This is a genomic window from Pseudomonas sp. efr-133-TYG-23 (assembly GCF_030209215.1).
GTDB classification, from domain to species: domain Bacteria; phylum Pseudomonadota; class Gammaproteobacteria; order Pseudomonadales; family Pseudomonadaceae; genus Aquipseudomonas; species Aquipseudomonas rhodesiae.
Map to the genome: position 1 here is coordinate 13180 of NZ_JARVSL010000013.1, position 23792 is coordinate 36971.

Below are 23792 nucleotides of genomic sequence, written 5' to 3' on the forward strand. Positions count from 1 at the left end.
ACCGCTTGCGGTTATAAAGCGCTCGGTGCCCCAGGCGACGTAAACAACGCCGCGAGAGCACCGGCCTATAGCAAATGCCCCGACTTGTCGGGGCATTTGCTTTTCCAGGGTAAATTCTGGAAACAGGGCGTAATCCCCTGCCCGATCAGGACAGGAACCGTGCAGTGCTGATTTGCCACGCAGTCAGTGAAGGGAATTTATCCCGATATCCTGCCGGAGAAATCACGATGACTATTGACGCAAAAGTAGCTCTTCCTTTGATAGGCGATGTGCTTAAAGAGGCACTTCCGGTGATGGGCGAACTGGTCAAGGCAATTGCACCCTTGCTTCAACCATTCGCTGACGCGGCGGCAAAGAAGATTGCCGGCGACGAAGAAAGCGCGTCAAAGCCCATCGAGTTTTCTCTCACACCAGAACCTGAAAAAAAGACTTTGACTATCACTTGGTAAACGGACTCGCCCCCCTGCGCCCTCGCAGTGGTCGGTAAAGCGTGGGTTGAGGCAGGCGTACGCCAATCCGCCTGCCCCCATCGCTCCTTCCGAGGTGAGGTCAGCAACGCCATAGGCAAAAAGGAAATTACACACGGCGAACAAACAACGCTGCGGGCGGGTTGCCCCGCCCACTTTGTTTCGCGCTCGAAGGACGATTTCAGCGTTAGTATCTTAGCCCCGGCAGATTACCGGCCAGATTAGATAGTACTTCTTCACCGACACGCCCAATCGTGCTGGCAGCCTGATCAATGATCGGCTTAGCGACCGTATCAATCACCGGCTTAACCAATGGAATCAATATCGGGGCTGCTGCTACTGCTAGTGATGCTGCTGCTACTGCCATAAGTTGATTCTCCAACGTTGTATGAAAGGCGTATTCCTTTCCCACCCTACGTGGCGAATCGATACCGTCCGGTTCCGCAACCTTGTCGGTTTTCGCACTTGCCCGAATGTCCCTTTGACTGCCATCACCAGATTGCCAATACTCATGGCATATTGAAGGCCACCCGCATGAGACAAGGAATGCCCCTTTGAAGCTGGAACTCAAGAACAGCTTGTCGGTGAAGTTGCTACGGGTTGTGCTGCTGTCGGCGTTGGTCGTGGGCGTGGCGCTGAGCGTGGCGCAGATCGTGTATGACGCCTACAAGACGCGCCAGGCCGTGGCCAGCGATGCCCAGCGTATCCTCGATATGTTTCGCGACCCCTCTACGCAGGCCGTGTATAGCCTGGACCGCGAGATGGGCATGCAGGTAATCGAGGGGCTGTTTCAGGACGACGCGGTGCGCATGGCCTCCATCGGCCATCCCAACGAAACCATGTTGGCGGAAAAAAGCCGCGCGTTGCAGCATGCCCCAAGCCGCTGGCTGACCGACCTCATTCTTGGCCAGGAACGCACCTTCACCACGCCCCTGGTGGGCAAGGGCCCTTACAGTGAGTACTACGGCGATCTGAGCATCACCCTCGACACCGCCACCTACGGTGAGGGATTTATCGTCAATTCAGTGATTATTTTCATTTCCGGGGTGCTGCGCGCATTGGCCATGGGGCTGGTGCTGTATCTGGTCTATCACTGGTTGCTGACCAAACCGCTGTCGCGGATTATCGAGCACCTGACATCCGTCAACCCGGACCGGCCCAGCGAACACAAAATCCCACAGCTCAAGGGCCACGAACGCAACGAACTGGGGTTGTGGATCAATACCGCCAATCAGTTACTCGAATCCATCGAACGCAACACCCACCTGCGCCACGAAGCCGAATCCAGCCTGCTGCGCATGGCTCAGTATGACTTTCTCACCGGCCTGCCGAACCGCCAGAAACTGCAGGAGCAGCTGGACAAAATCCTGATCGACGCCGGCCGTCGTCAGCGCCGTGTCGCGGTGCTGTGTGTGGGGCTGGACGATTTTAAAAGCGTCAATGAGCAGTTCACTTACCAGGCCGGCGATAAATTGCTCCTGGCCCTGGCCGACCGCCTGCGCGCCCACAGCGGCCGGCTCGGCGCCCTGGCCCGCCTGGGGGGCGATCAGTTCGCCCTGGTGCAGGCCGATATCGACCAGCCCTACGAGGCCGCCGAACTGGCGCAAAGCATCTTGGATGACCTCGAAGCGGAATTTGCCTTCGAGCACGAACAAATCCGTCTGCGCGCCACTATCGGTATCACGCTGTTCCCTGAAGATGGCGACAGCACGGAGAAGTTGCTCCAAAAAGCCGAGCAGACCATGACCCTGGCCAAGAGCCGTTCACGCAACCGTTACCAGTTCTATATCGCCAGCGTCGACAGCGAAATGCGCCGGCGCCGCGAGCTGGAAAAAGACCTGCGCGACGCCCTGAGCCGCGAGCAGTTTCACTTGGTGTATCAGCCGCAGGTCAGCTATCGCGAACAACGGGTGGTCGGCGTCGAAGCCTTGCTGCGCTGGCAGCACCCCGAGCATGGCCTGGTACCGCCGGACCTGTTCATCCCCCTGGCCGAGCAGAACGGCACCATTATTCCCATTGGCGAATGGGTGCTGGATCACGCCTGCCGGCAATTGCGCGAATGGCATGACCAGGGCTTCACCCAACTGCGCATGGCGGTCAACCTCTCGACGGTGCAGCTGCACCACGCCGAGCTGCCACGGGTGGTCAACAATCTGATGCAAATCTACCGCCTGCCGCCACGTAGCCTTGAGCTGGAGGTCACCGAGACCGGCCTGATGGAAGACATCAGCACCGCCGCCCAGCACCTGCTGAGCCTGCGGCGCTCCGGTGCCTTGATCGCTATCGATGACTTCGGCACCGGTTATTCCTCCCTGAGTTATCTCAAAAGCCTGCCGCTGGACAAGATCAAGATCGACAAGAGCTTCGTCCAGGACCTGCTGGACGATGATGACGATGCCACCATCGTGCGGGCGATCATTCAACTGGGTAAGAGCCTGGGCATGCAGGTGATCGCCGAGGGGGTGGAAACCGCCGAGCAGGAGGCTTATATCATCGCCGAGGGCTGCCACGAGGGTCAGGGTTACTACTACAGCAAACCCCTGCCGGCGCGGGAGTTGGCGGTTTTTTTGAAGCAAGTCGAGCGCAATAACGCGGCCATTCTTTGACCTGGCGAAACGATACTGAATATTTCCCGCGTATAACCCTTTACACAAAATGCAAATCTTTCGCATTATGTTGCAGTTTTGCGCACCCCCCGCGCGCCCTCTCAACAACCGAAGCAGGATGTTCGCCATGATTCGTATGCCCCTGGCCACCGCCAGTCTGCTGGCCATTGCCATTTCTCTCGCCGGCTGCGGCGAAGGTAAAGACAAAGCCGCCGCGCCCCAGGCGCCGACCCCGGCGGCCAGCACTGCCGCGCCAGCGGCGGCCGCCCCTGCCGCAAAAGTCGACGAAGCCGCCGCCAAGGCGGTGGTCGCGCACTACGCCGACATGGTGTTCGCGGTGTACAGCGATGCCGAATCCACCGCAAAAACCCTGCAAACCGCCATCGACGCGTTCCTCGCCAAGCCCAACGATGAAACCTTGAAAGCCGCGCGCACCGCCTGGATCGCCGCGCGCGTACCGTACTTGCAGAGCGAAGTGTTCCGCTTCGGCAACACCATCATCGACGACTGGGAAGGCCAAGTGAACGCATGGCCCCTGGACGAAGGCCTGATCGACTATGTCGACAAGTCCTACGAGCACGCCTTGGGTAACCCCGGCGCCACCGCCAACATCATCGCCAACACCCAGGTTCAGGTCGGCGAAGACAAGGTCGATGTGAAAGACATCACCCCGGAAAAACTCGCCAGCCTCAATGAGCTGGGCGGTTCCGAGGCCAACGTGGCCACCGGCTACCACGCCATCGAATTCCTGCTGTGGGGCCAGGACCTCAACGGCACCGGCCCAGGCGCCGGCAACCGCCCGGCCTCGGACTACCTGACCGGTGCCGGTGCCACCGGCGGCCACAACGAGCGTCGCCGTGCCTACCTGAGCGCGGTCACCCAATTGCTGGTCAGCGATCTGGAAGAAATGGTCGGCAACTGGAAACCCAACGTCGAAGACAACTACCGCGCCACGCTGGAAGCAGAACCGGCCACCGACGGCCTGCGCAAAATGCTGTTCGGCATGGGCAGCCTGTCCCTGGGCGAACTGGCTGGCGAGCGGATGAAAGTATCCCTGGAAGCCAACTCGCCGGAAGACGAGCAGGACTGCTTCAGCGACAACACCCACAACTCGCACTTCTATGACGCCAAGGGCATCCGTAACGTCTATCTGGGCGAGTACACCCGTGTCGACGGTACCAAGATGACCGGCGCTAGCCTGTCCTCCCTGGTGGCCAAGGCCGACCCGGCTGCCGATACCTCGTTGAAAGCGGACCTGGCGGCCACCGAAGCGAAGATCCAGGTCATGGTCGACCACGCCAACAAGGGCGAGCACTACGACCAATTGATCGCCGCCGGTAACGACGCCGGTAACCAGATCGTGCGCGACGCCATCGCCGCCCTGGTCAAGCAAACCGGGTCGATCGAAGCCGCAGCGGGTAAGCTGGGCATCAGCGACCTGAACCCGGATAGCGCCGATCACGAGTTCTGATCAGTGCCGAGTTGAAAGAGGCGACCTTCGGGTCGCCTTTTTTATAGCCACACAAAACCATGTGAGAGGGCGCTTGACCCCGATGGCAGTGTTTCAGTGAGGGCGGTATCGGCTGATCCACCGACATCGGGATTCATGCCCGCTCCCACATTTGAGTCACGGCGTTCCCGGCTACGCAGGTTTACATGCCCTGCACCCCAGGTAGAATGGCGCCTCTGCCCTATCTCGAGCGAACTTCATGGCGTTGCCGACCCTGCGCATCATCGGATTCATCATCGGCATCTTCCTGATCACCCTTGCGATCGCCATGGTTGTGCCCATGGCCACTCTGGTCATTTTCGAACGCACCAGCGACCTACCCTCCTTTTTATGGGCCAGCCTGATCACGTTTGTCGCCGGCCTGGCGCTGGTTATCCCCGGTCGCCCCGAACAGGTGCACCTGCGCCCGCGGGACATGTACCTGCTCACCGTCAGCAGTTGGCTGGTGGTGTGTGTGTTCGCCGCGTTGCCGTTTCTGCTGACCCAGCACATCAGTTATACCGACTCGTTTTTCGAAAGCATGTCCGGCATCACCGCCACCGGGTCCACGGTGCTGAGCGGTCTGGACAGTATGTCGCCGGGCATCCTGATGTGGCGCTCGCTGCTGCACTGGCTGGGGGGCATCGGGTTTATCGGCATGGCGGTGGCGATCCTGCCGCTGCTGCGCATTGGTGGCATGCGTCTGTTCCAGACCGAATCCTCGGACCGTTCGGAAAAGGTCATGCCGCGCTCGCATATGGTGGCGCGGCTGATCGTGGCGGCGTATGTGGGCATCACCATCCTCGGCAGCCTGGCGTTCTGGTGGGCTGGTATGGGCCTGTTCGACGCGATCAACCATGCAATGTCGGCGATTTCCACCGGTGGTTTCTCCACCTCCGATCAGTCACTGGCCCACTGGGAGCAACCGGCGGTGCACTGGGTGGCGGTGGTGGTGATGATCCTCGGCAGCCTGCCGTTCACCTTGTACGTCGCCACGTTGCGCGGCAACCGTCGGGCGTTGATCAAGGATCAGCAGGTGCAAGGTCTGCTTGGCTTGCTGCTGGTGACCTGGCTGGTGCTCGGCACCTGGTACTGGTGGACCACCAATCTGCACTGGCTGGAGGCGCTGCGCCACGTCGCGCTGAACGTCACATCGGTAGTGACCACCACCGGTTTTGCGCTGGGGGACTACAGCTTGTGGGGCAATTTCTCACTGATGCTGTTCTTCTACCTGGGGTTTATCGGCGGCTGTTCGGGCTCCACGGCGGGCGGCATCAAGATTTTCCGCTTTCAAGTGGCTTACATCCTGCTCAAGGCCAACTTGAACCAATTGATTCACCCACGCGCGGTGATCAAGCAGAAGTACAACGGCCACCGCCTCGACGAAGAGATCGTGCGCTCGATCCTGACCTTTTCGTTTTTCTTCGCCATCACCATCTGCGCCATCGCCCTGGCCCTGTCGCTGCTGGGCCTGGACTGGATGACCGCCCTGACCGGCGCCGCCAGCACCGTGTCCGGCGTCGGCCCAGGCCTGGGAGAGACCATTGGCCCGGCCGGCAACTTTGCCAGCCTGCCGGATGCGGCCAAGTGGATCCTGTCCCTGGGCATGCTGCTGGGCCGACTGGAGATCATCACAGTCTTTGTTCTGTGTATCCCGGCGTTCTGGCGTCACTGACCGTCGACGCGTCCTGCAACCGCGCCCGGTACTCGCCGGGCGTGGCATCGAACCAACGACGAAACGCGCGAAAGAAATTACTCGGGTCGGCGAACCCCAACAGGTAGGCAATTTCCAGCAAGGTCATGCTCGGCTGCGCCAGGTACTGCTCAGCCAATTCGCGCCGCGTGTCGTCGAGCAAAGTTTGGAAACTGGTGCCCTCTTCCTGCAAACGCCGTTGCAAGGTGCGTTGGGACAGGTGCAGCGTCCGGGCCACGACCTCGCGCTTGGGCTCGCCCTGCGGCAGCAAGCGGCAGAGCACCTGACGCGCCTTGTGGGTCACACGGCTTTCCGAGAAGCGCGCCAGGTATTCGCCGGCAAAGCGATCATGCAGCAGCGCCATGGCTTCATTGGCCGTGGGCAGCGGTGTGTCCATATCGGCACGCTCGAAGATCAACGCGTCATAGGGCGCATTGAATTCCAGCGGCGCATGGAACGCTTGCTTGTAGGGCGCCAGGTCCAGCGGTGGTTCGCCTTGTAACAGGACTTTGCGCGGATGCAGGGTTCGCCCGGTCAACCAGCCGCATAGCGCCAGCGCACAGGCCAGGGAGGCTTCGGCGCTTTGTCGGGTTGGAGGCAGATGGTCGCCATGCACCGTCAGAATCAGCGCATAGCCTTCGGGTAACAGACGGAAACTCAAGTCGGCACTTTCGGCAATGATGCGCTGATAGCGCACCAGCCGCATAAAGCCTTCGGCCAGGGTGTTGCTGGACATCAGCGCATAACCAGCCACATGGAACGACGCCGGGCGCACCACTTTGCCCATGTTCAAGCCAATCGCCGGGTTGCCTGACAGCTCCACCGCGCGCTGCCACAGCCGGGTCATGGAGTCCTGCGGGAAGCGCGCGTCGGGATCGCTCAGGGCGGCGTAGTCCAAACCCAGTTGCTTGAACAGGGCTTGGCAATCGAGGCCGTCCATTTCCAATGCCTTGACTATCCCCATCGCCCAGCTTGCAGAAGTTGTTCGTTCGCTCATGGCGTCTTCTTAATTAAGCAGGCTCAAAGCCAGCCAGGAAGGCAAGGATACTAAAGTGGCATCTATTGTCACTGGCTGTTACCAGTGATCACTCTAGACTCAAATAAGCTCCCCGCCGAACATCTGTTGGGCGGCATAACAATCAAAGGGCCGGCCATCGTGGAAAATCTCAAGCGATTCAACAGCTTCGCCGAGTTCTACCCCTATTACCTACAGGAACATGGCAACAGCACCTGTCGCCGCCTGCACTTTATCGGCACCACGCTGGTGATCGCCATCCTGGCGTATGCCATTGGCCGAGGTTCACTTGGCTTGCTGCTGGCGGTGCCGATCGCCGGCTACGGCTTTGCCTGGGTTGGGCACTTCTTCTTCGAAAAGAACCGTCCGGCGACGTTTCAGCACCCGTTCTACAGCCTGCTGGGGGATTTTGTGATGTACCGCGACATGATTCTGGGCAAAGTGCCGTTCTAGGTCATGTGGATATAAAAATCTTTTTGTCATTTACAGTGCTGTATCCTGCGAAAGCTTTTTGAAAGCGCGGAATCACCTGCGATTGAAAAAAACAGACTTTGCGAGGAGCGACGACAATGCACGAGATCCCTAATCTCCCCTTCCCAAGCCTGCACGAAACTGAGCAGCCAACCCCGCAACAGGCCAGCGACAAGCAGCCTGAGGCCAAAGAAGCCAAACCAGTCGACAGCGAACGCCAGGACTGACGCCGTACCAGACCGTGTGGAAAGCGCACCATTGAGCGCTTTCCACACTGCCTGAAGCCAAGAGATTCCCCCATGACCGACACCCTCCCCGACAACCCGGACACAGCCATCCTCGATGCCGCCTTGCAGATGGTCGAGGTGTGGAATCGCCTGAGCTCCGATAAGCAAGCCATGCTGCTCAAGCGTTTCGGTACCCAGGAAAACGCCCTCGCCGCTCTGGTGACCACGCAATTGCTGAGCCCTGCCCAAGCTTGAGCTTTTTGAACTGAGCTTTTTGTGGATTGCCGCCCTGCGCGGGCCAAACCACCGGTATCATTAGCAGCCTATCTTTACCTGCTGCGAATGTGGACCCTTCCCATGCCCGATACCCAGCGCCCCATGGCGGTCACGCTGCAAGTTGTTTCCATCGTCTTATTCACCTTTATCGGTTACCTGAATATCGGCATTCCCCTGGCCGTATTGCCAGGCTATGTGCACAGCGAACTGGGGTTTGGCGCGGTGATCGCCGGGCTGGTGATCAGCGTGCAATACCTGGCCACATTGCTGAGCCGCCCGTACGCCGGGCGCATCATCGATAACCTGGGCAGCAAGCGCGCCGTGCTGATCGGCCTGACGGGCTGCGGCCTGAGCGGTGTGTTCATGCTGCTGGCGGCGTGGTTTTCCAGCCTGCCGGCGCTGAGCCTTGGCAGCCTGCTGATCGGCCGTCTGGTGCTGGGCAGCGCTGAGAGCCTGGTGGGTTCGGGCGCCATCGGTTGGGGCATCGGCCGCGTAGGCGCGGCCAACACCGCCAAAGTCATCTCGTGGAACGGTATCGCCAGCTATGGCGCGCTGGCCGTCGGCGCGCCGTTGGGGGTGCTGCTGGTCAGCCATCTGGGGCTGTGGAGCATGGGGGTGAGCATCATCCTGCTGGCCGCCGTGGGGCTGTTGCTGGCGTGGAACAAAGTCGCGGCGCCGATTGTGAGCGGTGTGCGCCTGCCATTTATGAATGTGTTGGGGCGCGTGCTGCCTCACGGCTGCGCGCTGGCCCTGGGCTCTATCGGCTTTGGCACTATCGCCACGTTCATCACCTTGTATTACACCACCCAGCACTGGGATAACGCGGTGTGGGCCTTGAGCCTGTTCGGTGCCAGCTTTATCGGGGCGCGCCTGTTGTTTGGCAACCTGATCAACCGCATCGGCGGCTTTCGCGTAGCAATCGCCTGCCTGTCGGTGGAGATCCTCGGTCTACTGTTGCTGTGGCTGGCCCCGGACGCCAACCTGGCCCTGGCGGGCGCGGCGTTGAGCGGCTTCGGGTTTTCCCTGGTGTTTCCGGCGCTGGGGGTGGAGGCGGTCAACCTGGTGCCGGCCTCCAGCCGTGGCTCGGCGGTGGGGGCTTATTCGTTGTTCATCGACTTATCACTGGGCGTCACCGGCCCGCTGGCCGGCGCCGTGGCGGCAGGCTTCGGCTTTGCCTCGATCTTTCTGTTCGCCGCCCTCGCCGCCCTCGGTGGCTTGCTGCTAAGCCTGTACTTGTATCGTCAGGCGCCCAAAGCCCGCGAAGCACGCGACGCCTAGAAATCGACCTTGCCGCGCCCGGCCTTGATGCTGCCGCGCTTGGTCTTGGATTCCAGGCGACGCTTCTTCGAACCCAGGGTCGGCTTGGTCGGGCGACGCTTCTTCTCCACCTTGGTGGCGCTCTGGATCAATTCCACCAGCCGCGCCAGCGCATCGGCGCGATTCTGCTCTTGGGTCCGATACGACTGAGCCTTGAGCACCAGCACACCGTCGCTGGTGATGCGACTGTCACGCAGCGCCAGCAGCCGCTCTTTGTAGAACTCTGGCAGCGACGACGCAGGGATATCGAATCGCAGGTGCACCGCGCTCGACACCTTGTTGACGTTCTGCCCGCCAGCACCCTGGGCGCGGATGGCAGTCAGCTCGATTTCGGCATCGGGCAGGTGGACGTTGTTGGAAATCACCAGCATGGGCAATAGGTTCCTCTGGGGGCGGCCAAGGATACGCGAATGCGCTCAGCCTATGCCCTAAAACGACAAACCCGGCGCATGGCCGGGTTTGCTCGACTGCAAAAAATCCTTACTTCAGCGCAGACGCGACCAAGTCCAGACGCTGCTGCGCACTGCGTTTGTTCTTGATCCAATAACACACGGCCATGAACGCCACCCACACCGGGATCGCATACACCGACACCTGGATGCCCGGAATCATCAGCATGACCACCAGGATAAACACCACGAACGCCAGGCAGATGTAATTACCGTACGGGTACCACAGCGCCTTGAACAACGGCACCTGGCCGGTGCGGTTCATGTGTTGGCGGAATTTGAAGTGGGAAAAGCTGATCATCGCCCAGTTGATCACCAGCGTGGCCACCACCAACGACATCAACAGTTCCAACGCGTGCTGCGGGATCAGGTAGTTCATCAGCACCGCCACCAGGGTGATCGCCGCCGAGGCGAGGATCGAACGTACCGGCACGCCGCGCTTGTCGATCTTGGCCAGCGCCCGCGGGGCATCGCCCTGTTCGGCCATGCCCAGCAGCATGCGGCTGTTGCAGTACGTGCCGCTGTTGTACACCGACAGCGCCGCCGTCAACACCACGAAGTTGAGGATATGTGCCGCGGTGTTGCTGCCCAGCATCGAGAACACCTGCACGAACGGGCTGCCGCTGTAGGCATCGCCGGACGCGTTGAGGGTCGTCAATAGGCTGTCCCAGGGCGTCAGCGACAACAGCACCACCAGGGCGCCGATGTAGAAAATCAGGATGCGGTAGATCACCTGATTGATCGCCTTGGGGATCACGGTGCGCGGCTGATCGGCTTCGGCAGCGGTAAAACCGAGCATTTCCAGGCCGCCAAACGAGAACATAATGATCGCCATGGCCATCACCAAGCCGCCGACGCCGTGGGGGAAGAAGCCGCCGTGGTCCCACAGGTTGCTCACCGACGCCTGCGGACCGCCGCTGCCGCTGACCAACAAGTAGCTGCCCAGGGCAATCATGCCGACAATCGCCACCACTTTGATGATGGCAAACCAGAACTCGGCTTCGCCGAACACTTTGACGTTGGCCAGGTTGATCACATTGATCAGCACGAAGAAGGCCGCCGCAGAGACCCAGGTCGGGATCTCCGGCCACCAGTAGTGCACGTACTTGCCAACAGCCGTCAGCTCCGACATGCCCACCAGAATGTACAGAATCCAGCAGTTCCAGCCCGACAGGAAGCCGGCGAAACCGCCCCAGTACTTGTGGGCAAAATGACTGAAGGAACCGGCAACCGGCTCTTCGACGATCATTTCGCCAAGCTGGCGCATGATCATGAAGGCAATGAAGCCGCAGATGGCATAACCCAGGATCATCGACGGGCCGGCGGACTTGAGCACGCCGGCCGAGCCCAGGAACAGGCCGGTGCCGATGGCGCCACCGAGGGCGATCAACTGGATATGACGGTTTTTCAGGCCACGTTTCAGTTCGCCTGAAGAGGAATCGGGTCCACTCATGGAAAGGGTCTCACGCAAGGTTTGATGATGTTGAATGCACGTTGCTGTCTTGAATCTCTGCTCAAGCAGCGCCGCTCAAACCCCAGCGCAGGCACCAGGAATACAGCGTCTTTCTAAGGGTCATGCGTCACCTGTTTGTTTTTATCTGTGACGAAATCGAACCCGTCCGGCTCGTGGCCGGGCGGAGTGATCGGGGTGGTTAACCCCAGGTTTTGGCCTTTTGCGCAGGTACGCAAAGGGGGGTCACAGTAAAACGCGCGCATTGTACACCGCTCGACAGCCTGGGGCGGCCATTGCAGCGGGCGTGCGACGATCTGTCAGGCATTCCTTACAGCGCCGAATAACTCAATAATGCGGCGAATAAGTCGTAAATTAATCGTTACAGCGCGGAAAATCCTCGTTACAGCTGTAACTCACGGGAAAATTGACGCTCAGAAATTTCCTTCATGATAGCCATCCCCAGTGTCTTGAATTTCCTCGGAAAAAAATTCGCGCAAAAAATCAGAACAAAAAATCCAAATGAAACCGTGTCAATAAAAATTTTGCATTCTGAAACACCCTCACCTAGGTTTCCCACTTGCCCAGCGAGACCGCTGGCAAGCCGTTCTCAAACAACGTCCTCTAGGAGATACACCATGCAAGTACTGGAAAACGACCTGGAAACCGAACTGCAACTCGACGATTGGTTTGAAGCGCCGACCCATGAGGCCGCCGTAGAAATGATGCAAGCCGATGCCGTTGTGCCGTTTGGCACCGCGATGTGGCCTTTCTAACCCACGACAGGCATCCAGCGGGTGCTGTGCACGGCATCCGCTCCCTTACCCAAGACACACAAGGACATCCGTCATGGACAAGGCCCGCGCCGTCGAACATTTCCTCTACTACCTGGCTCATCATCCGGCCCTCAACGGCCTGAGCTGCCCGACCGTGCTACTGGGCCATACCGAGCGCTATGACGCTATCGCCCGCGCCATTACCCAAGGCAGCGCCGGTCGCTTCAATTTCCAAGTGCAGCGCCTGGACCTGACCGCCAGCGATGCCATGGCTCAGGCCATCGAAGCCTGCGACCTGTACCTGTTCCTCTACGATTCCTCTACGCTGCCCAACCCACGCGCCGAAGGCCCGGACTTTATCCGCGCCCTGCAAGCGGTGATGGCCGAACACTGGAAGAAGTCCCTGCTGTTCAAGGATTACGGCGACTATTTCTACGATACGTTCAGCGTCGAGCCACAACGCATCGCCGACCTCAACGCCACGCTGATCCGGCGCATGGGCCAGGCCACGGTGCTGAGCTTCACCGACAAGCACGGCTCACGCCTCCAGGCGCCCCTGAGCAGTATCAAGAAGTGGACGAATATCAACGGCGTCGGCAACCACGACCTGGCTCCCGGCGAGATCGCCACCCACAGCGAAGCGATCAATGGTCAGGTGCGGTTTGTCGGCACCTTCCTCAGCACCATCCCCTTCGCGCGTAAATACGGCGTGCTGCAATCACCGCTGGAGCTGTGGATCGAGAATTCGACCATCTGCAGCGTGGCCAGCGACGTGCCGGGGCTGGCCGATGACTTCAACAAATACCTCAACGCCAACCCGTCCAACCGCCGTGTGGAGGAACTCGGCATCGGCACCAATGAAGGGGTCAAGGATTTATACGCACGCAATGCTGGCTTCGAGGAGCGCCATTGCGGTCTGCATCTAGGCTTGGGTGGCGGGCAGAAAGGCAGTCATCACCTGGACTTGATCTTTGCCAGTGGGGTGTTGGCGTTGGATGACAAGCCGGTGTTCGATGGCAGGTTTGCGTTCTAGCGCCAGCTACAAGTCGCAAGCTACAAGTCACGAGTCGAGAGTCGAGAGTCGCGAGTCGCGAGTCGCGAGTCGCGAGTCGCGAGCTACAAGCTACAAGCTACAAGCTACAGGTCGCAAGCCTCAAGAAAAAAGCGCCAGCCTGTGAGGGCTAGCGCTTTTTCTTACAGCTTGCAGCTAAAAACTTACCACTGCTCTTAAGGCTTCTTGCGACCAAACCCTGGACGCTGACCGGAACCGGCCGGAGCACCACGGCGCTTGCCCGATGGCTCGTCCGCGACCAGTTTCGGGCCAGGGCGTTTGTTCGCCGCCGGCTTGGCTGGGCGCTTGGTGCTGGCGCTGTCGGCCGGGCGATCGGCTTCACCGCGGTTGCTGCGGCCACCGGTCGGTGCAGGTCGCGGAGCGCGTGGCGCACGTTCGCCTTCCTGACGCGACGGCGCGGTCGGGCGACGCTCGCCTTCGATGTGCGGTTCGCGGGAGATGCGCCCGCCAGTCGCCGGTGCATTCAGGGCCGGGCGCAGGGTGCGCGCAACGCGTTCGGTACGGGCTACCGGGCGCGACGATTTACGCTGCATCCGCTCAAGCTTGTCTTTGCTCTTGGCGTTCATCTGCGGCATCGCCACCGGGGTCAGGCCTACTTCGGCACTGAGGATGTCGACTTCGTACTGGCTCATTTCGCGCCAGCGCCCCATCGGCAGGTCGGAATTCAGGAACACCGGGCCGAAACGCACGCGCTTGAGGCGGCTGACCACCAGGCCCTGGGATTCCCACAGACGGCGCACTTCGCGGTTACGGCCTTCCATCACCACGCAGTGGTACCAGTGGTTGAAGCCTTCGCCACCCGGTGCCTGCTTGATGTCGGTGAACTTGGCGGGGCCGTCTTCCAGCACCACACCGGCCTTGAGGCGTTCGATCATCTCGTCGTCGACTTCGCCACGTACACGCACTGCGTATTCGCGGTCCATCTCGTAGGACGGGTGCATCAGACGGTTGGCCAGCTCGCCGTCAGTGGTGAACATCAGCAGGCCGGTGGTGTTGATGTCGAGACGACCGATATTGATCCAGCGGCCTTCTTTCGGCTTAGGCATCTTGTCGAACACGGTCGGACGGCCTTCCGGGTCGTCACGGGTGCAGATCTCGCCATCGGGCTTGTTGTACATGATCACGCGGCGCACCGATTCGGCGGCCTCTTCGCGCTTGATGACCTTGCCATCGATGGTGATTGCATCATGCAGATCGACGCGCTGGCCAAGGGTGGCTTCCACGCCATTGACCTTGATGCGCTTCTGGGTGATCCAGGCTTCGACGTCGCGGCGCGAGCCCACGCCGATACGCGCCAGCACCTTTTGCAGCTTTTCGCCTGCTGGGCCGATTTCCTGGCTGTCGTTCTGGTCTTTATCGTTCATCTTAAGCACCTCCCGGTGGGTCGATTCAGGCGTGGCCTGAAGAGTGTTGAAAGCGGGGCTTTGGCCGAATAGCTCGGCAAAGGGTCGGGAATCATACGCGCATGGCGCGCGTTGCGCATCAGAGAGTAGTCGATAAGCGCCAGGTCATTGATTTTTCCGCCGACCGGTGATGCCCAAAGCACCGCTGAACCCTTGTGGAAGGGGGCAAGCCCCTTCCTACATTGGACTGCGTCAGTCTTCGAACTGGCGGCGTTCGTTCTCGATGGCTTCGGCCAGGGCCCGGGCTTCGTCTTCTTCGTCGCTCAGGGGCGGTTGTTCGAGCGCGGCGACGGCGGCCAGGAGTTTTTCGCGGGCTTCGGCCACGCCGAGGATATCGTCCTCAGGTTCAGGTTCGACCTCCACGCTCGCCTGGGCTTCGGGCTCGGCGTCACCATCGCGCAGCAAGTCATCGAAGTCGGTCTTGATGCCCTGCTCCATGTCGTCCAGTTCCAGCAACAAGGTGTGGAAACTGGTCTCGTCCTTCGGCTCCTCCGGCTCGGCGCTGGCGTCCGCCAGTTCCTGCAACCCCGCCGGAACCGGCGCGTCGTCGAAATCGAGTACCGGTTCGGCCTCCATTTCGCGCAATTCGGCGAGCGGCGGCAGGTCATCGAGGTTTTTCAGGTTGAAGTGGTCGAGGAACACTTTGGTGGTGGCGAACATCGCCGGTTTGCCCGGCACGTCGCGGTAGCCGACGATGCGGATCCACTCACGCTCCAGCAGCGTCTTGACGATATGGCTGTTGACCGCCACGCCGCGCACATCCTCGATCTCGCCCCGGGTGATCGGCTGGCGATAGGCAATCAATGCCATGGTCTCCAGCATCGCCCGCGAATAGCGCTGCGGACGTTCTTCCCACAAACGCCCCACCCAAGGGGAAAATTTCTCACGGATCTGCAAGCGATAACCCGACGCTACTTCGCGCAGTTCAAAGGCACGGCCGTCGCAGGATTTACGCAGGATCTCCAGGGCCTTCTTGAACACCGGCGGCTCGGGACGCTCGGCCTCTTCAAACAGTTCGAACAAGCGCTCCAGGGACTGCGGCTTGCCCGAGGCCAAAAGAAAAGCCTCCAGCAAGGGGGCCAGTTCGCGAGGTTCAGTCAGATTCATGGTGTCAGCTCTTTATTCGGCTCGCGCCCGCACGTGGATAGCCGCAAAAGGCTCATTCTGGACCAGCTCGACCAAGGATTCCTTGACCAGTTCGAGGATCGCCATAAACGTCACCACCACACCCAGGCGCCCTTCTTCGGCGGTGAACAGCTCGACAAACGGCACAAACCCGCCACCCTTGAGGCGCTCCAGCACATCGCTCATGCGCTCGCGGGTGGACAGCGCCTCGCGGCTGACCTGGTGGCTTTCAAACATATCGCCCCGGCGCAGCACCTCGGCCATGGACATCAGCAATTCTTCCAGGCTCACGTCCGGCAGCAACTTGCGCGCGCGGGCCTCGGGGGCGTCGAGCTTGGGCACCACCACATCACGACCGACGCGGCTCAAGCCGTCGATGCCCTCGGCGGCGGCCTTGAAGCGCTCGTACTCCTGCAGGCGTCGGATCAGTTCGGCGCGCGGGTCATCCTCTTCGGCCTCCACCGTCTCCGAGCGCGGCAACAGCATGCGCGATTTGATCTCGGCGAGCATGGCCGCCATCACCAGATACTCGGCGGCCAGCTCCAGACGCACCGACTGCATCAGCTCGACATAGCCCATGTACTGGCGGGTGATTTCCGCCACGGGGATGTCGAGGATATTGATGTTCTGTTTGCGGATCAGGTACAGCAGCAAGTCCAGCGGGCCTTCGAACGCTTCCAGGAACACTTCCAGCGCATCCGGCGGGATGTACAGGTCCAGCGGCATTTCCATGACCGCCTGGCCGTAGACCATGGCGAACGGCAGTTCCTGCTGGGCGCCTGCCTGGGGATCGACGGATTCCACAGCCGACATTCAGGCCTCGGCCATAAAGGGCGCGGGGTCGCCGCAACCGACGCGGATCACTTCCGGCTCGCCATCGGCCAGATTGATCACGGTGGACGCCTTGGCGCCGCCGAAACCGCCGTCGATGATCAGGTCCACCTGTTTTTCCAAGAGCTGACGCATCTCGTACGGATCTTCCAGCGGCTCGGTCTCGCCGGGCATGATCAGCGACACACTCATCAGGGGCTCACCCAGCTCGGCCAACAGCGCCAGGGCAATCGGATGCTCCGGCACGCGCAGGCCGATGGTGCGCTTCTTGGGGTGCAGCAGCAGGCGCGGCACTTCGCGGGTGGCGTTGAGAATAAAGGTGTAAGGCCCCGGCGTGTGGGCCTTGAGCAGGCGGAAGGTGCCGGTATCGACCTTGGCGAACAACCCCAATTGGGACAGGTCGCTGCAGATCAGCGCAAAGTTGTGTTTGTCGTCCAACTGACGCAAACGTCTGACCCGTTCGACCGCGCCTTTATCGCCGATCTGACAACCGATGGCGTAGGACGAATCGGTGGGGTAGATCACCACGCCGCCGGCGCGAATAATCTCCACGGCCTGTTTAATCAGGCGTGGCTGGGGGTTTTCCGGATGAATCTGGAAGAATTGACTCACGTGCTCTACCTGTTCAGACGGTGGCAATAATGGGGTCATGCTTGAATCGCCCCCACAAGAGCGGCAAATCCTCCGGGACCGGACGATACTCGCCGATCTCGGACCAGCCGCCTGGGCCATGAAAGTCACTGCCGGCACTGACCAGCAGACCAAATTCGCGGGCAAGAATCGCCAGACTGCCAACCTGCTCGGCGGGTTGATGCCCGTTGACCACTTCGATAGCGTGGCCTCCCGCTCCAATATAGTCGCCGATCAGCTTGCGACGTTTGCTGCGGGTGAAATCGTAATGCCAGGGATGCGCCAGGCTGACCCAGGCCCCGGAGGCCCGCAGGGTCTCGACGGTGTCCTCCAGGCTTGGCCAGTGTTGCTTGACGTCACCGAGCTTGCCGGCGCCCAGCCATTTGCGAAAGGCTTCGGCACGGTCCCGCACGAATCCTTGGCGCACCATCCAGTCGGCAAAATGCGGACGGGCCGGCGCGTTGCCGCTGTCGCCCAGCTCCTGCTGGATGGCCCGCGCACCCTCGAGGGCGTTGGGCATGCCTTTAAGGCCAAGCTTGCGGCTTATTTCTTCGGACCGCAGCCAACGCCCATCGTGCAAATCGGCGATGGCCCGGACCAGCGGCGCGGCATTCTGGTCGAAACCGTAGCCCAGTACATGAATAGTGGCGCCGCCCCAGGTGCAGGACAACTCCACACCGTTGACCAGCTGCATGCCCAGCGCCTGGGCCGCCGCGCGGGCTTCGTCCAGGCCTTCTAGGGTGTCGTGGTCGGTCAACGCCAGGACTCGCACGCCGTGTTCAAACGCTCGCGCAACCAGTGCCGCGGGCGCCAGGGCGCCGTCGGAGGCTGTGCTGTGGCAGTGCAAATCAACATTCACGGGGGGTTGTAACCTCAAGTCAGCTGGCGCTTTCGCTACCAAGGATGTTTGTTATTATGCCGACACATCCAGCTTCTGGCTCTTACTGTGAAACAATTCATCGACTTCATCCCGCTGTTGCTGTTTTTCATCGTTTACAAACTCGACCCCAGGGTCATCGATATCGCCGGCCATGAGCTGACCGTCGGAGGCATCTACAGCGCCACCGCAGTGCTGATCATCAGCTCTATCGTGGTCTATGGCGCCCTCTTCATCTCCCAGCGCAAACTGGAAAAAAGCCAATGGCTGACCCTGGTCGCGTGCCTGGTCTTCGGCAGCCTGACCCTGGCCTTCCACAGCGAAACCTTCCTTAAATGGAAAGCCCCGGTGGTGAACTGGCTGTTCGCCCTGGCTTTCATCGGTAGCCATTTCATCGGTGATCGCCTGTTGATCAAGCGGATCATGGGCCATGCGCTGACTTTGCCGGAGCCGGTCTGGACCCGCTTGAACGTGGCGTGGATCGCGTTTTTCCTGTTCTGCGGCGCTGCCAACCTGTTTGTGGCCTTTACCTTTCAAGAATACTGGGTCGACTTCAAAGTGTTCGGCAGCCTGGGCATGACCGTGTTGTTCCTGATCGGCCAAGGCATCTACCTGTCGCGCCACCTGCATGACACCGACCCCACCACGCCGAAGACCGAGGACTGACATGCTCTACGCCATCATTGCCACCGATGTTGCCCACTCTCTGGATAAGCGCATGTCCGTGCGCCCGGCGCACGTCGAACGCCTCAAGCAGCTGCAGGCCGAAGGCCGCATCGTGCTGGCCGGCCCGCACCCTGCCGTCGAGAGCGATGACCCGGGCGAGGCTGGTTTCACCGGCAGCCTGATCGTCGCCGAATTTCCATCCCTGGCTGACGCCAAAGCCTGGGCCGACGCCGATCCGTACGTGGCAGCAGGCGTCTACGCCAACGTGGTGATCAAACCGTTCAAGCAAGTCCTGCCTTAATCCGCAGGCGTGCCGAACCTATTGCGTTCGGCACACTCCTAATGGCTCATTATTCCCGGTAACCTGCCGACAACCTTCTGAATATTCGTGTGGAATCAGGAGTTCCGATGCGCTTACGTCAGTTGTGTCTGTTGGCAGTGTTAATGATCGGGGCTACGGCCCACGCTGAAGAACCCTCGAACACCGGCAGCTCCACGCCCCTGTCCTTGAGTGCCGGCGCCCAGATCACCGAGTTGCAGCAACGCTTGAAAGACAGCGAACGGCAACGTGAAGAACTGAGCAAGCAACTGCAAAGCGCGGATGCGACCCGCGAGAGCGCCCAATTGAGTCGCCTTCGCCAAGAGAACCAACGCCTGGCCCAGCAACTCAAAGACGCACAGGGCGGCGGCTTGACCCGATGGCTGACTGAGCAACAGCAGTGGTTCGTCACCGGTGGCGCCGTTGCTTTGATTGCCCTGTTGTGTGGGATCTTCGCCAGCGGGGGGCACCGTCGCCGTCGACAATGGCTAAATTGAGTGAGTCATGAGCGAGCTGTTACTGATAGATGATGACCAGGAGCTCTGCGAGCTGCTGACCAGTTGGTTGAGCCAGGAAGGTTTCCAGGTGCGTGCCTGTCACGATGGCCTGAGTGCGCGCAAGGCCTTGGCCGACAGCGCCCCCGCCGCCGTGGTGCTGGACGTGATGCTGCCCGACGGCAGCGGCCTGGAGTTACTCAAGCAGTTACGCACCGACCACCCGGAATTGCCCGTGCTGATGCTCTCGGCGCGCGGCGAACCGCTGGATCGCATCCTCGGCCTGGAGCTGGGCGCTGACGATTACCTGGCCAAACCTTGCGATCCTCGGGAATTGACCGCACGCCTGCGCGCTGTGCTGCGCCGTAGTCACCCGACGGCCGTGTCGACCCAGCTCGAACTGGGCGACCTGTGTTTCAGCCCGGTGCGCGGCGTGGTCAGCATCGATGAACAGGAATTTACCCTTACCGTCTCCGAAAGCCGCCTGCTCGAAGCCCTGCTGCGCCAGCCCGGCGAGCCGTTGGACAAACAGGAACTGGCGCAGATCGCCCTGGGTCGCAAGCTGACCCTATACGACCGTAGCTTGGATATGCACGTCAGCAACCTGCGCAAAAAGATCGGCCCCCACCCCGATGGCCGGCCCCGGATCGTGGCGCTGCGTAGTCGTGGCTATTACTACAGCCTCTGACCTGGCTGCCGGGTTTTGTCAGCGCCGGACAAAACCCTCTTTACCGAAGCTTTACTCACACCTGACCGCCGCTGACCTTGATCTGCGTAACCTACTCACATCCGGACTCACCGGAATAGAGACAGGAGAATCACCATGCGCAAGACCCTTATCGCTTTGATGTTCGCCGCAGCCCTGCCCACCGTCGCCATGGCCATGCCAGAAGGCCCGACCCCAGGCCCAATGGGCGGCCCTGAAGGCCATATGATGGGTGGCCCAGGTCACGGCGAACACGGTCCGCGCGGCAAAGGCGGCCCGTTCAGCCAACTGGACCTGAGCAAAGAACAGCGCGAGCAGATCGGCAAACTGATGGGCGACCAATGGCACGCTCGCAAGGATCTGGTCAAAAAGTACCTAGACAAACTGCCGGCGGCCGAGCAGAAAGCCATGCAGGATGAAATCGCCGCCGGCCGCCAGAAAACCCAGGCGGATATCCGCGCCGTACTTAAGCCGGACCAGCAGAAGAAGTACGACGAGATCGTCAAGAAGCAAGCCGAGCGTCGTGCCGAGTGGCAGCAGTTCCAGGCGTGGAAAGCCCAACAGCCGCAAAAAGCGCAATAATGCGTCCGCGTTAACCCCCCAGCCCAGTGGCCAACGCCACTGGGCTTTTCCTGTTTGAGGGTGTCCTGTGCGTTCATTGTTCTGGCGAATCCTGGCAAGTTTCTGGCTAGCCATCGCCCTGGTTGCCGGCTTGTCGATCCTGCTGGGGCATATGCTCAATCAAGATGCGTGGATTCTGAGTCGCCATCCCGGCCTGAGTAACCTGGCTCAAGAGTGGACCCAACTCTACGAAGCCCAGGGCGAGGACGCGGCTCAAGACTTGCTGCAACAGCGCAAGCGTCAGTACCACATTGACGTCCAAGTGCTGAATGAAAGCGGTGAACCTGTGGTGCGCGGCACCTTCCCACGCCGTGCGGCCGCGTTCGAAGCGCGCCAGAACGACAACAAGGACAGCCACCTGCCCTGGCGCCGGCTGACCGCCGAATACACCAGCGAAAAAACCGGCGACACCTACCTGCTGATCTATCGCATCCCCCATCCGGAACTCGATGCCTGGCACCGCAGCAGCCTGGCCTGGCCCTTGAGCGCGCTGGCTATCGCCCTGGTGGTGCTGACGCTGTTCAGCCTGTTCGTCACCTTGTCCATCACCCGCCCGCTCAGCCGCCTGCGCGGCGCAGTGCATGATCTGGGCCAGGCTACCTACCAGCAGAACAGTCTGGCGCGCCTGGCCAATCGGCGTGACGAGTTCGGCGTACTGGCTACCGACTTCAACCGCATGGGCGCCCGCCTGCAAAGCTTGATCGGCAGCCAGCGCCAGTTGCTGCGCGACGTGTCCCACGAACTGCGCTCGCCCCTGGCGCGTCTGCGCATCGCTCTAGCCCTGGCCGAACGCGCCAGCCCCGATGAACGGGAACGACTCTGGCCACGCCTGACCCGCGAATGCGACCGTCTGGAGGCGCTGATCAGCGAAATCTTGGTACTGGCCCGCGTTGACGCCGACAACGCCAGCGCTGAGGAGGTGGACCTCAACCCCTTGCTCAAAACCTTGCAAAAAGATGCACAACTCAGCGCGCCGGACCAAGTGGTGAACCTGAAGGCCGACACCGACCTGCACCTCAAGGGCTGGCCGACCATGATCGAACGGGCGGTGGATAACCTGCTGCGCAATGCCCAGCGCTTCAACCCAACGGACCAGCCCATCGAGTTGCAAGCCCAACGTCAGGGTGAACGCATTGTGATCAGCGTGCGCGACCACGGCCCCGGCGTCGATGCCGAACACTTGAGTCAACTGGGCGAGCCGTTTTACCGCGCGCCGGGCCAGACCGCCCAAGGTCACGGCCTGGGCCTGGCGATTGCGCGGCGCGCAGCGGAACGCCACGGCGGCAGCCTAAGCCTGGCCAACCATCCAAACGGCGGCTTTATCGCCAGCCTCGATCTGCCGCTGCAACCCGGGGTTGTCACACCCGGCGGCTGATCTTCTATAGTGGCCCTTCTCAAAAAGGAGGGCCTTTGATGACTGATCTGCTGACTCCCATCCAAGCCGCGCTCGATCTGCCGCAAACACCGCTGCCCCTGACGGGTGCCGGCGCCCTGCCCTCGGCCTTTGCCGTGACCGATCTGGCCTGCGCCAGCATCGGCGCCGCCGGCCAGGCCGTGGCTGAGCTGATCCGGCAACAGACCGAGCGCTTGCCCGCCGTCAGCGTGGACCGACGTTTGGCGTCCTGGTGGTTCTCCTCCTCGATCCGTCCGCTGGGCTGGCAAGTGCCGCCGCTGTGGGACCCGGTGGCCGGCGACTACGCCAGCGCCGACGGTTGGATTCGCCTGCACACCAACGCCCCCCATCACCGCGCCGCCGCCGAGCAGGTGCTGGGTAAAGTCCGTGATCGCACCGAGATGGCCAACAAAGTCGCGGCGTGGAAGGCCGCCGACCTGGAACAGGCGGTTGTGGAAGCCGGCGGTTGTGCCGCGCAGATGCGTGCTTGGCCGGCCTGGCAGCAACATCCCCAAGGCCTGGCAGTGAATGCCGAGGCCCTCGTGCAGCGCCAGACCTTCACAACCACCGTCAACAAACCCTGGACTGGCTCGGTGGCACGGCCGCTGGCCGGGCTCAGGGTGCTGGACCTGACCCGCGTGCTGGCTGGCCCCGTGGCCAGTCGTTTTCTGGCCGGGCTGGGCGCGGATGTGCTGCGCATCGACTCGCCGACCTGGGACGAGCCGGGGGTGGTGCCGGAAATGACCCTGGGCAAACGCTGCGCGCGGCTGGATTTGAAAACCCAGGAAGGCCGGCAGCGGTTCGAAGCCTTGCTCAAGGACGCCGACCTTCTGTTCCACGGTTATCGCGCCGACGCCCTTGAACACTTGGGCTATAACGCCGAGGGCTTGCAACGCATCGCCCCCGGTCTGATCGACGTCAGCCTCAATGCCTACGGCTGGAGCGGCCCATGGCGCAACCGCAGAGGGTTCGACAGCCTGGTGCAAATGAGCAGCGGCATCGCCGAGGCGGGCATGGCCTGGCAGCAGGCCGACAAACCGGTGCCGCTTCCCTTGCAGGCGCTGGACCATGCCACCGGTTACCTGATGGCCGCCAGCGCGCTACAAGCCTTGAGCGAACGCTTGAAGTCCGGCCGGAGTGGATCGGCGCGCTTGTCCCTGGCGCGCACGGCGAAACTGGTGGTAGACGCCGGGCAGGCGCCGCAACAACCGGCGCTGAGGCCCGAGGAGCCTGACGATCAAGGGCTGCTGGTTGAACAAACCGCCTGGGGCCCGGCGCATCGGCTGCTGCCCCCCGTCAGCATCAACGGCACACCGTTGCAGTGGGATCTGCCGGCCGGAGAACTGGGCTCACATCGGCCACAGTGGTGATCGTCTGCCCTTGTCGAGATGCCGATAAGGGCTGCGCCGCGCTGCTCAC

The 23792-nt window shown here is 61.3% G+C and carries 26 protein-coding genes; 17 read left to right on the forward strand and 9 right to left on the reverse strand.

Annotated features, from left to right (window positions below; genetic code table 11):
- Positions 1-227 precede the first annotated feature (227 nt).
- Positions 228-449 carry a hypothetical protein gene (locus QRN41_RS07810; protein ID WP_034139106.1) on the forward strand — a complete coding sequence of 74 codons (222 nt, stop codon included), beginning with the start codon at positions 228-230 and terminating at the stop codon, positions 447-449.
- Between the two features lie 205 nt (positions 450-654).
- Here the strand turns inward: QRN41_RS07810 and QRN41_RS07815 are convergent, their stop codons facing one another.
- Positions 655-834 (reverse strand): hypothetical protein, encoded by a 180-nt coding sequence (locus tag QRN41_RS07815; RefSeq protein ID WP_285421424.1) that lies wholly within the window; start codon positions 832-834, stop codon positions 655-657.
- Positions 835-1021: 187 nt separating this feature from the next.
- Here QRN41_RS07815 and QRN41_RS07820 point away from each other — a divergent pair, with 187 nt between their 5' ends.
- The 3 genes from QRN41_RS07820 to QRN41_RS07830 all read left to right on the forward strand — a co-directional run bounded on the left by QRN41_RS07820 (position 1022) and on the right by QRN41_RS07830 (position 6237).
- On the forward strand, positions 1022-3073 hold the full coding sequence (locus QRN41_RS07820; RefSeq protein ID WP_034100084.1) for a putative bifunctional diguanylate cyclase/phosphodiesterase: 2052 nt from the start codon (positions 1022-1024) through the stop codon (positions 3071-3073).
- A gap of 127 nt (positions 3074-3200) precedes the next feature.
- A complete protein-coding gene (locus tag QRN41_RS07825) occupies positions 3201-4544 on the forward strand; it encodes an imelysin family protein (protein WP_285421425.1) in 1344 nt (447 codons plus the stop codon).
- 238 nt (positions 4545-4782) lie between these two features.
- Positions 4783-6237: a TrkH family potassium uptake protein gene (locus QRN41_RS07830; RefSeq protein ID WP_034100087.1), complete on the forward strand. Its 1455-nt coding sequence runs from the start codon at positions 4783-4785 to the stop codon at positions 6235-6237.
- Here the strand turns inward: QRN41_RS07830 and QRN41_RS07835 are convergent.
- Positions 6194-7252 carry an AraC family transcriptional regulator gene (locus tag QRN41_RS07835; RefSeq protein ID WP_034100089.1) on the reverse strand — a complete coding sequence of 353 codons (1059 nt, stop codon included), beginning with the start codon at positions 7250-7252 and terminating at the stop codon, positions 6194-6196. The two genes, QRN41_RS07830 and QRN41_RS07835, sit on opposite strands and share 44 nt — an antisense overlap.
- Positions 7253-7411: 159 nt before the next feature.
- On the opposite strand from QRN41_RS07835, the gene QRN41_RS07840 reads away from it, so the two are divergent.
- The 4 genes from QRN41_RS07840 (at position 7412) to QRN41_RS07855 (ending at position 9522) form a co-directional block, all read left to right on the forward strand.
- Positions 7412-7723, forward strand: coding sequence for an Mpo1-like protein (locus tag QRN41_RS07840; RefSeq protein ID WP_123479078.1), 312 nt, complete (start codon positions 7412-7414; stop codon positions 7721-7723).
- A 116-nt stretch (positions 7724-7839) separates the two neighbouring features.
- Positions 7840-7968, forward strand: a complete 129-nt coding sequence (locus tag QRN41_RS07845; RefSeq protein WP_259743740.1) for a hypothetical protein — start codon at positions 7840-7842, stop codon at positions 7966-7968.
- A 72-nt stretch (positions 7969-8040) separates the two neighbouring features.
- Positions 8041-8223, forward strand: coding sequence for a hypothetical protein (locus tag QRN41_RS07850; protein ID WP_285421426.1), 183 nt, complete (start codon positions 8041-8043; stop codon positions 8221-8223).
- Between the two features lie 102 nt (positions 8224-8325).
- On the forward strand, positions 8326-9522 hold the full coding sequence (locus tag QRN41_RS07855) for an MFS transporter (protein WP_034114969.1): 1197 nt from the start codon (positions 8326-8328) through the stop codon (positions 9520-9522).
- On the opposite strand, the gene arfB is transcribed toward QRN41_RS07855, so the two are convergent.
- Complete coding sequence (gene arfB / locus QRN41_RS07860) at positions 9519-9932, reverse strand: alternative ribosome rescue aminoacyl-tRNA hydrolase ArfB (RefSeq protein WP_034114970.1); 414 nt, start codon at positions 9930-9932, stop codon at positions 9519-9521. The genes QRN41_RS07855 and arfB overlap by 4 nt on opposite strands.
- A 109-nt stretch (positions 9933-10041) precedes the next feature.
- Entirely contained in the window at positions 10042-11463 is a 1422-nt protein-coding gene (locus QRN41_RS07865) for an amino acid permease (protein WP_034100097.1), read from the reverse strand.
- 635 nt (positions 11464-12098) lie between these two features.
- Between QRN41_RS07865 and QRN41_RS07870 the strand changes: the two genes are divergently transcribed.
- Complete coding sequence (locus QRN41_RS07870; RefSeq protein WP_034100099.1) at positions 12099-12236, forward strand: hypothetical protein; 138 nt, start codon at positions 12099-12101, stop codon at positions 12234-12236.
- A 73-nt stretch (positions 12237-12309) separates the two neighbouring features.
- Entirely contained in the window at positions 12310-13269 is a 960-nt protein-coding gene (locus QRN41_RS07875) for a CgnE/CgnB domain-containing protein (RefSeq protein WP_094065424.1), read from the forward strand.
- 194 nt (positions 13270-13463) lie between these two features.
- Here QRN41_RS07875 and rluB read toward each other — a convergent pair whose 3' ends face one another.
- The 5 genes from rluB to QRN41_RS07900 all read right to left on the reverse strand — a co-directional run bounded on the left by rluB (position 13464) and on the right by QRN41_RS07900 (position 18156).
- Positions 13464-14672, reverse strand: a complete 1209-nt coding sequence (gene rluB / locus QRN41_RS07880) for a 23S rRNA pseudouridine(2605) synthase RluB (protein WP_094065425.1) — start codon at positions 14670-14672, stop codon at positions 13464-13466.
- Between the two features lie 231 nt (positions 14673-14903).
- Positions 14904-15818 carry an SMC-Scp complex subunit ScpB gene (scpB, locus tag QRN41_RS07885; RefSeq protein WP_040269289.1) on the reverse strand — a complete coding sequence of 305 codons (915 nt, stop codon included), beginning with the start codon at positions 15816-15818 and terminating at the stop codon, positions 14904-14906.
- Positions 15819-15830: 12 nt separating this feature from the next.
- Entirely contained in the window at positions 15831-16649 is an 819-nt protein-coding gene (locus tag QRN41_RS07890) for a segregation and condensation protein A (protein ID WP_034100107.1), read from the reverse strand.
- Entirely contained in the window at positions 16650-17279 is a 630-nt protein-coding gene (locus tag QRN41_RS07895; RefSeq protein WP_034100108.1) for an L-threonylcarbamoyladenylate synthase, read from the reverse strand.
- Positions 17280-17292: 13 nt separating this feature from the next.
- Positions 17293-18156, reverse strand: coding sequence for a PHP domain-containing protein (locus QRN41_RS07900; protein WP_034100110.1), 864 nt, complete (start codon positions 18154-18156; stop codon positions 17293-17295).
- Between the two features lie 87 nt (positions 18157-18243).
- Here QRN41_RS07900 and QRN41_RS07905 point away from each other — a divergent pair, with 87 nt between their 5' ends.
- From QRN41_RS07905 to QRN41_RS07935, 7 genes are all read left to right on the forward strand, one after another.
- Complete coding sequence (locus QRN41_RS07905) at positions 18244-18840, forward strand: septation protein A (RefSeq protein WP_167416678.1); 597 nt, start codon at positions 18244-18246, stop codon at positions 18838-18840.
- 1 nt (position 18841) lies between these two features.
- A complete protein-coding gene (locus tag QRN41_RS07910) occupies positions 18842-19141 on the forward strand; it encodes a YciI family protein (protein WP_034139113.1) in 300 nt (99 codons plus the stop codon).
- Between the two features lie 107 nt (positions 19142-19248).
- Positions 19249-19656, forward strand: coding sequence for an SH3 domain-containing protein (locus tag QRN41_RS07915; RefSeq protein WP_034100116.1), 408 nt, complete (start codon positions 19249-19251; stop codon positions 19654-19656).
- A gap of 7 nt (positions 19657-19663) precedes the next feature.
- A complete protein-coding gene (locus QRN41_RS07920; protein ID WP_034139114.1) occupies positions 19664-20341 on the forward strand; it encodes a response regulator transcription factor in 678 nt (225 codons plus the stop codon).
- 135 nt (positions 20342-20476) lie between these two features.
- A complete protein-coding gene (locus tag QRN41_RS07925) occupies positions 20477-20941 on the forward strand; it encodes an LTXXQ domain protein (protein WP_040269291.1) in 465 nt (154 codons plus the stop codon).
- A 67-nt stretch (positions 20942-21008) separates the two neighbouring features.
- Complete coding sequence (locus tag QRN41_RS07930; RefSeq protein WP_285421427.1) at positions 21009-22355, forward strand: sensor histidine kinase; 1347 nt, start codon at positions 21009-21011, stop codon at positions 22353-22355.
- A gap of 38 nt (positions 22356-22393) precedes the next feature.
- The gene (locus QRN41_RS07935) at positions 22394-23743 is read left to right on the forward strand and encodes a CoA transferase (protein ID WP_285421428.1); all 1350 of its coding nucleotides are present in this window, start codon (positions 22394-22396) and stop codon (positions 23741-23743) included.
- Positions 23744-23792 lie beyond the last annotated feature (49 nt).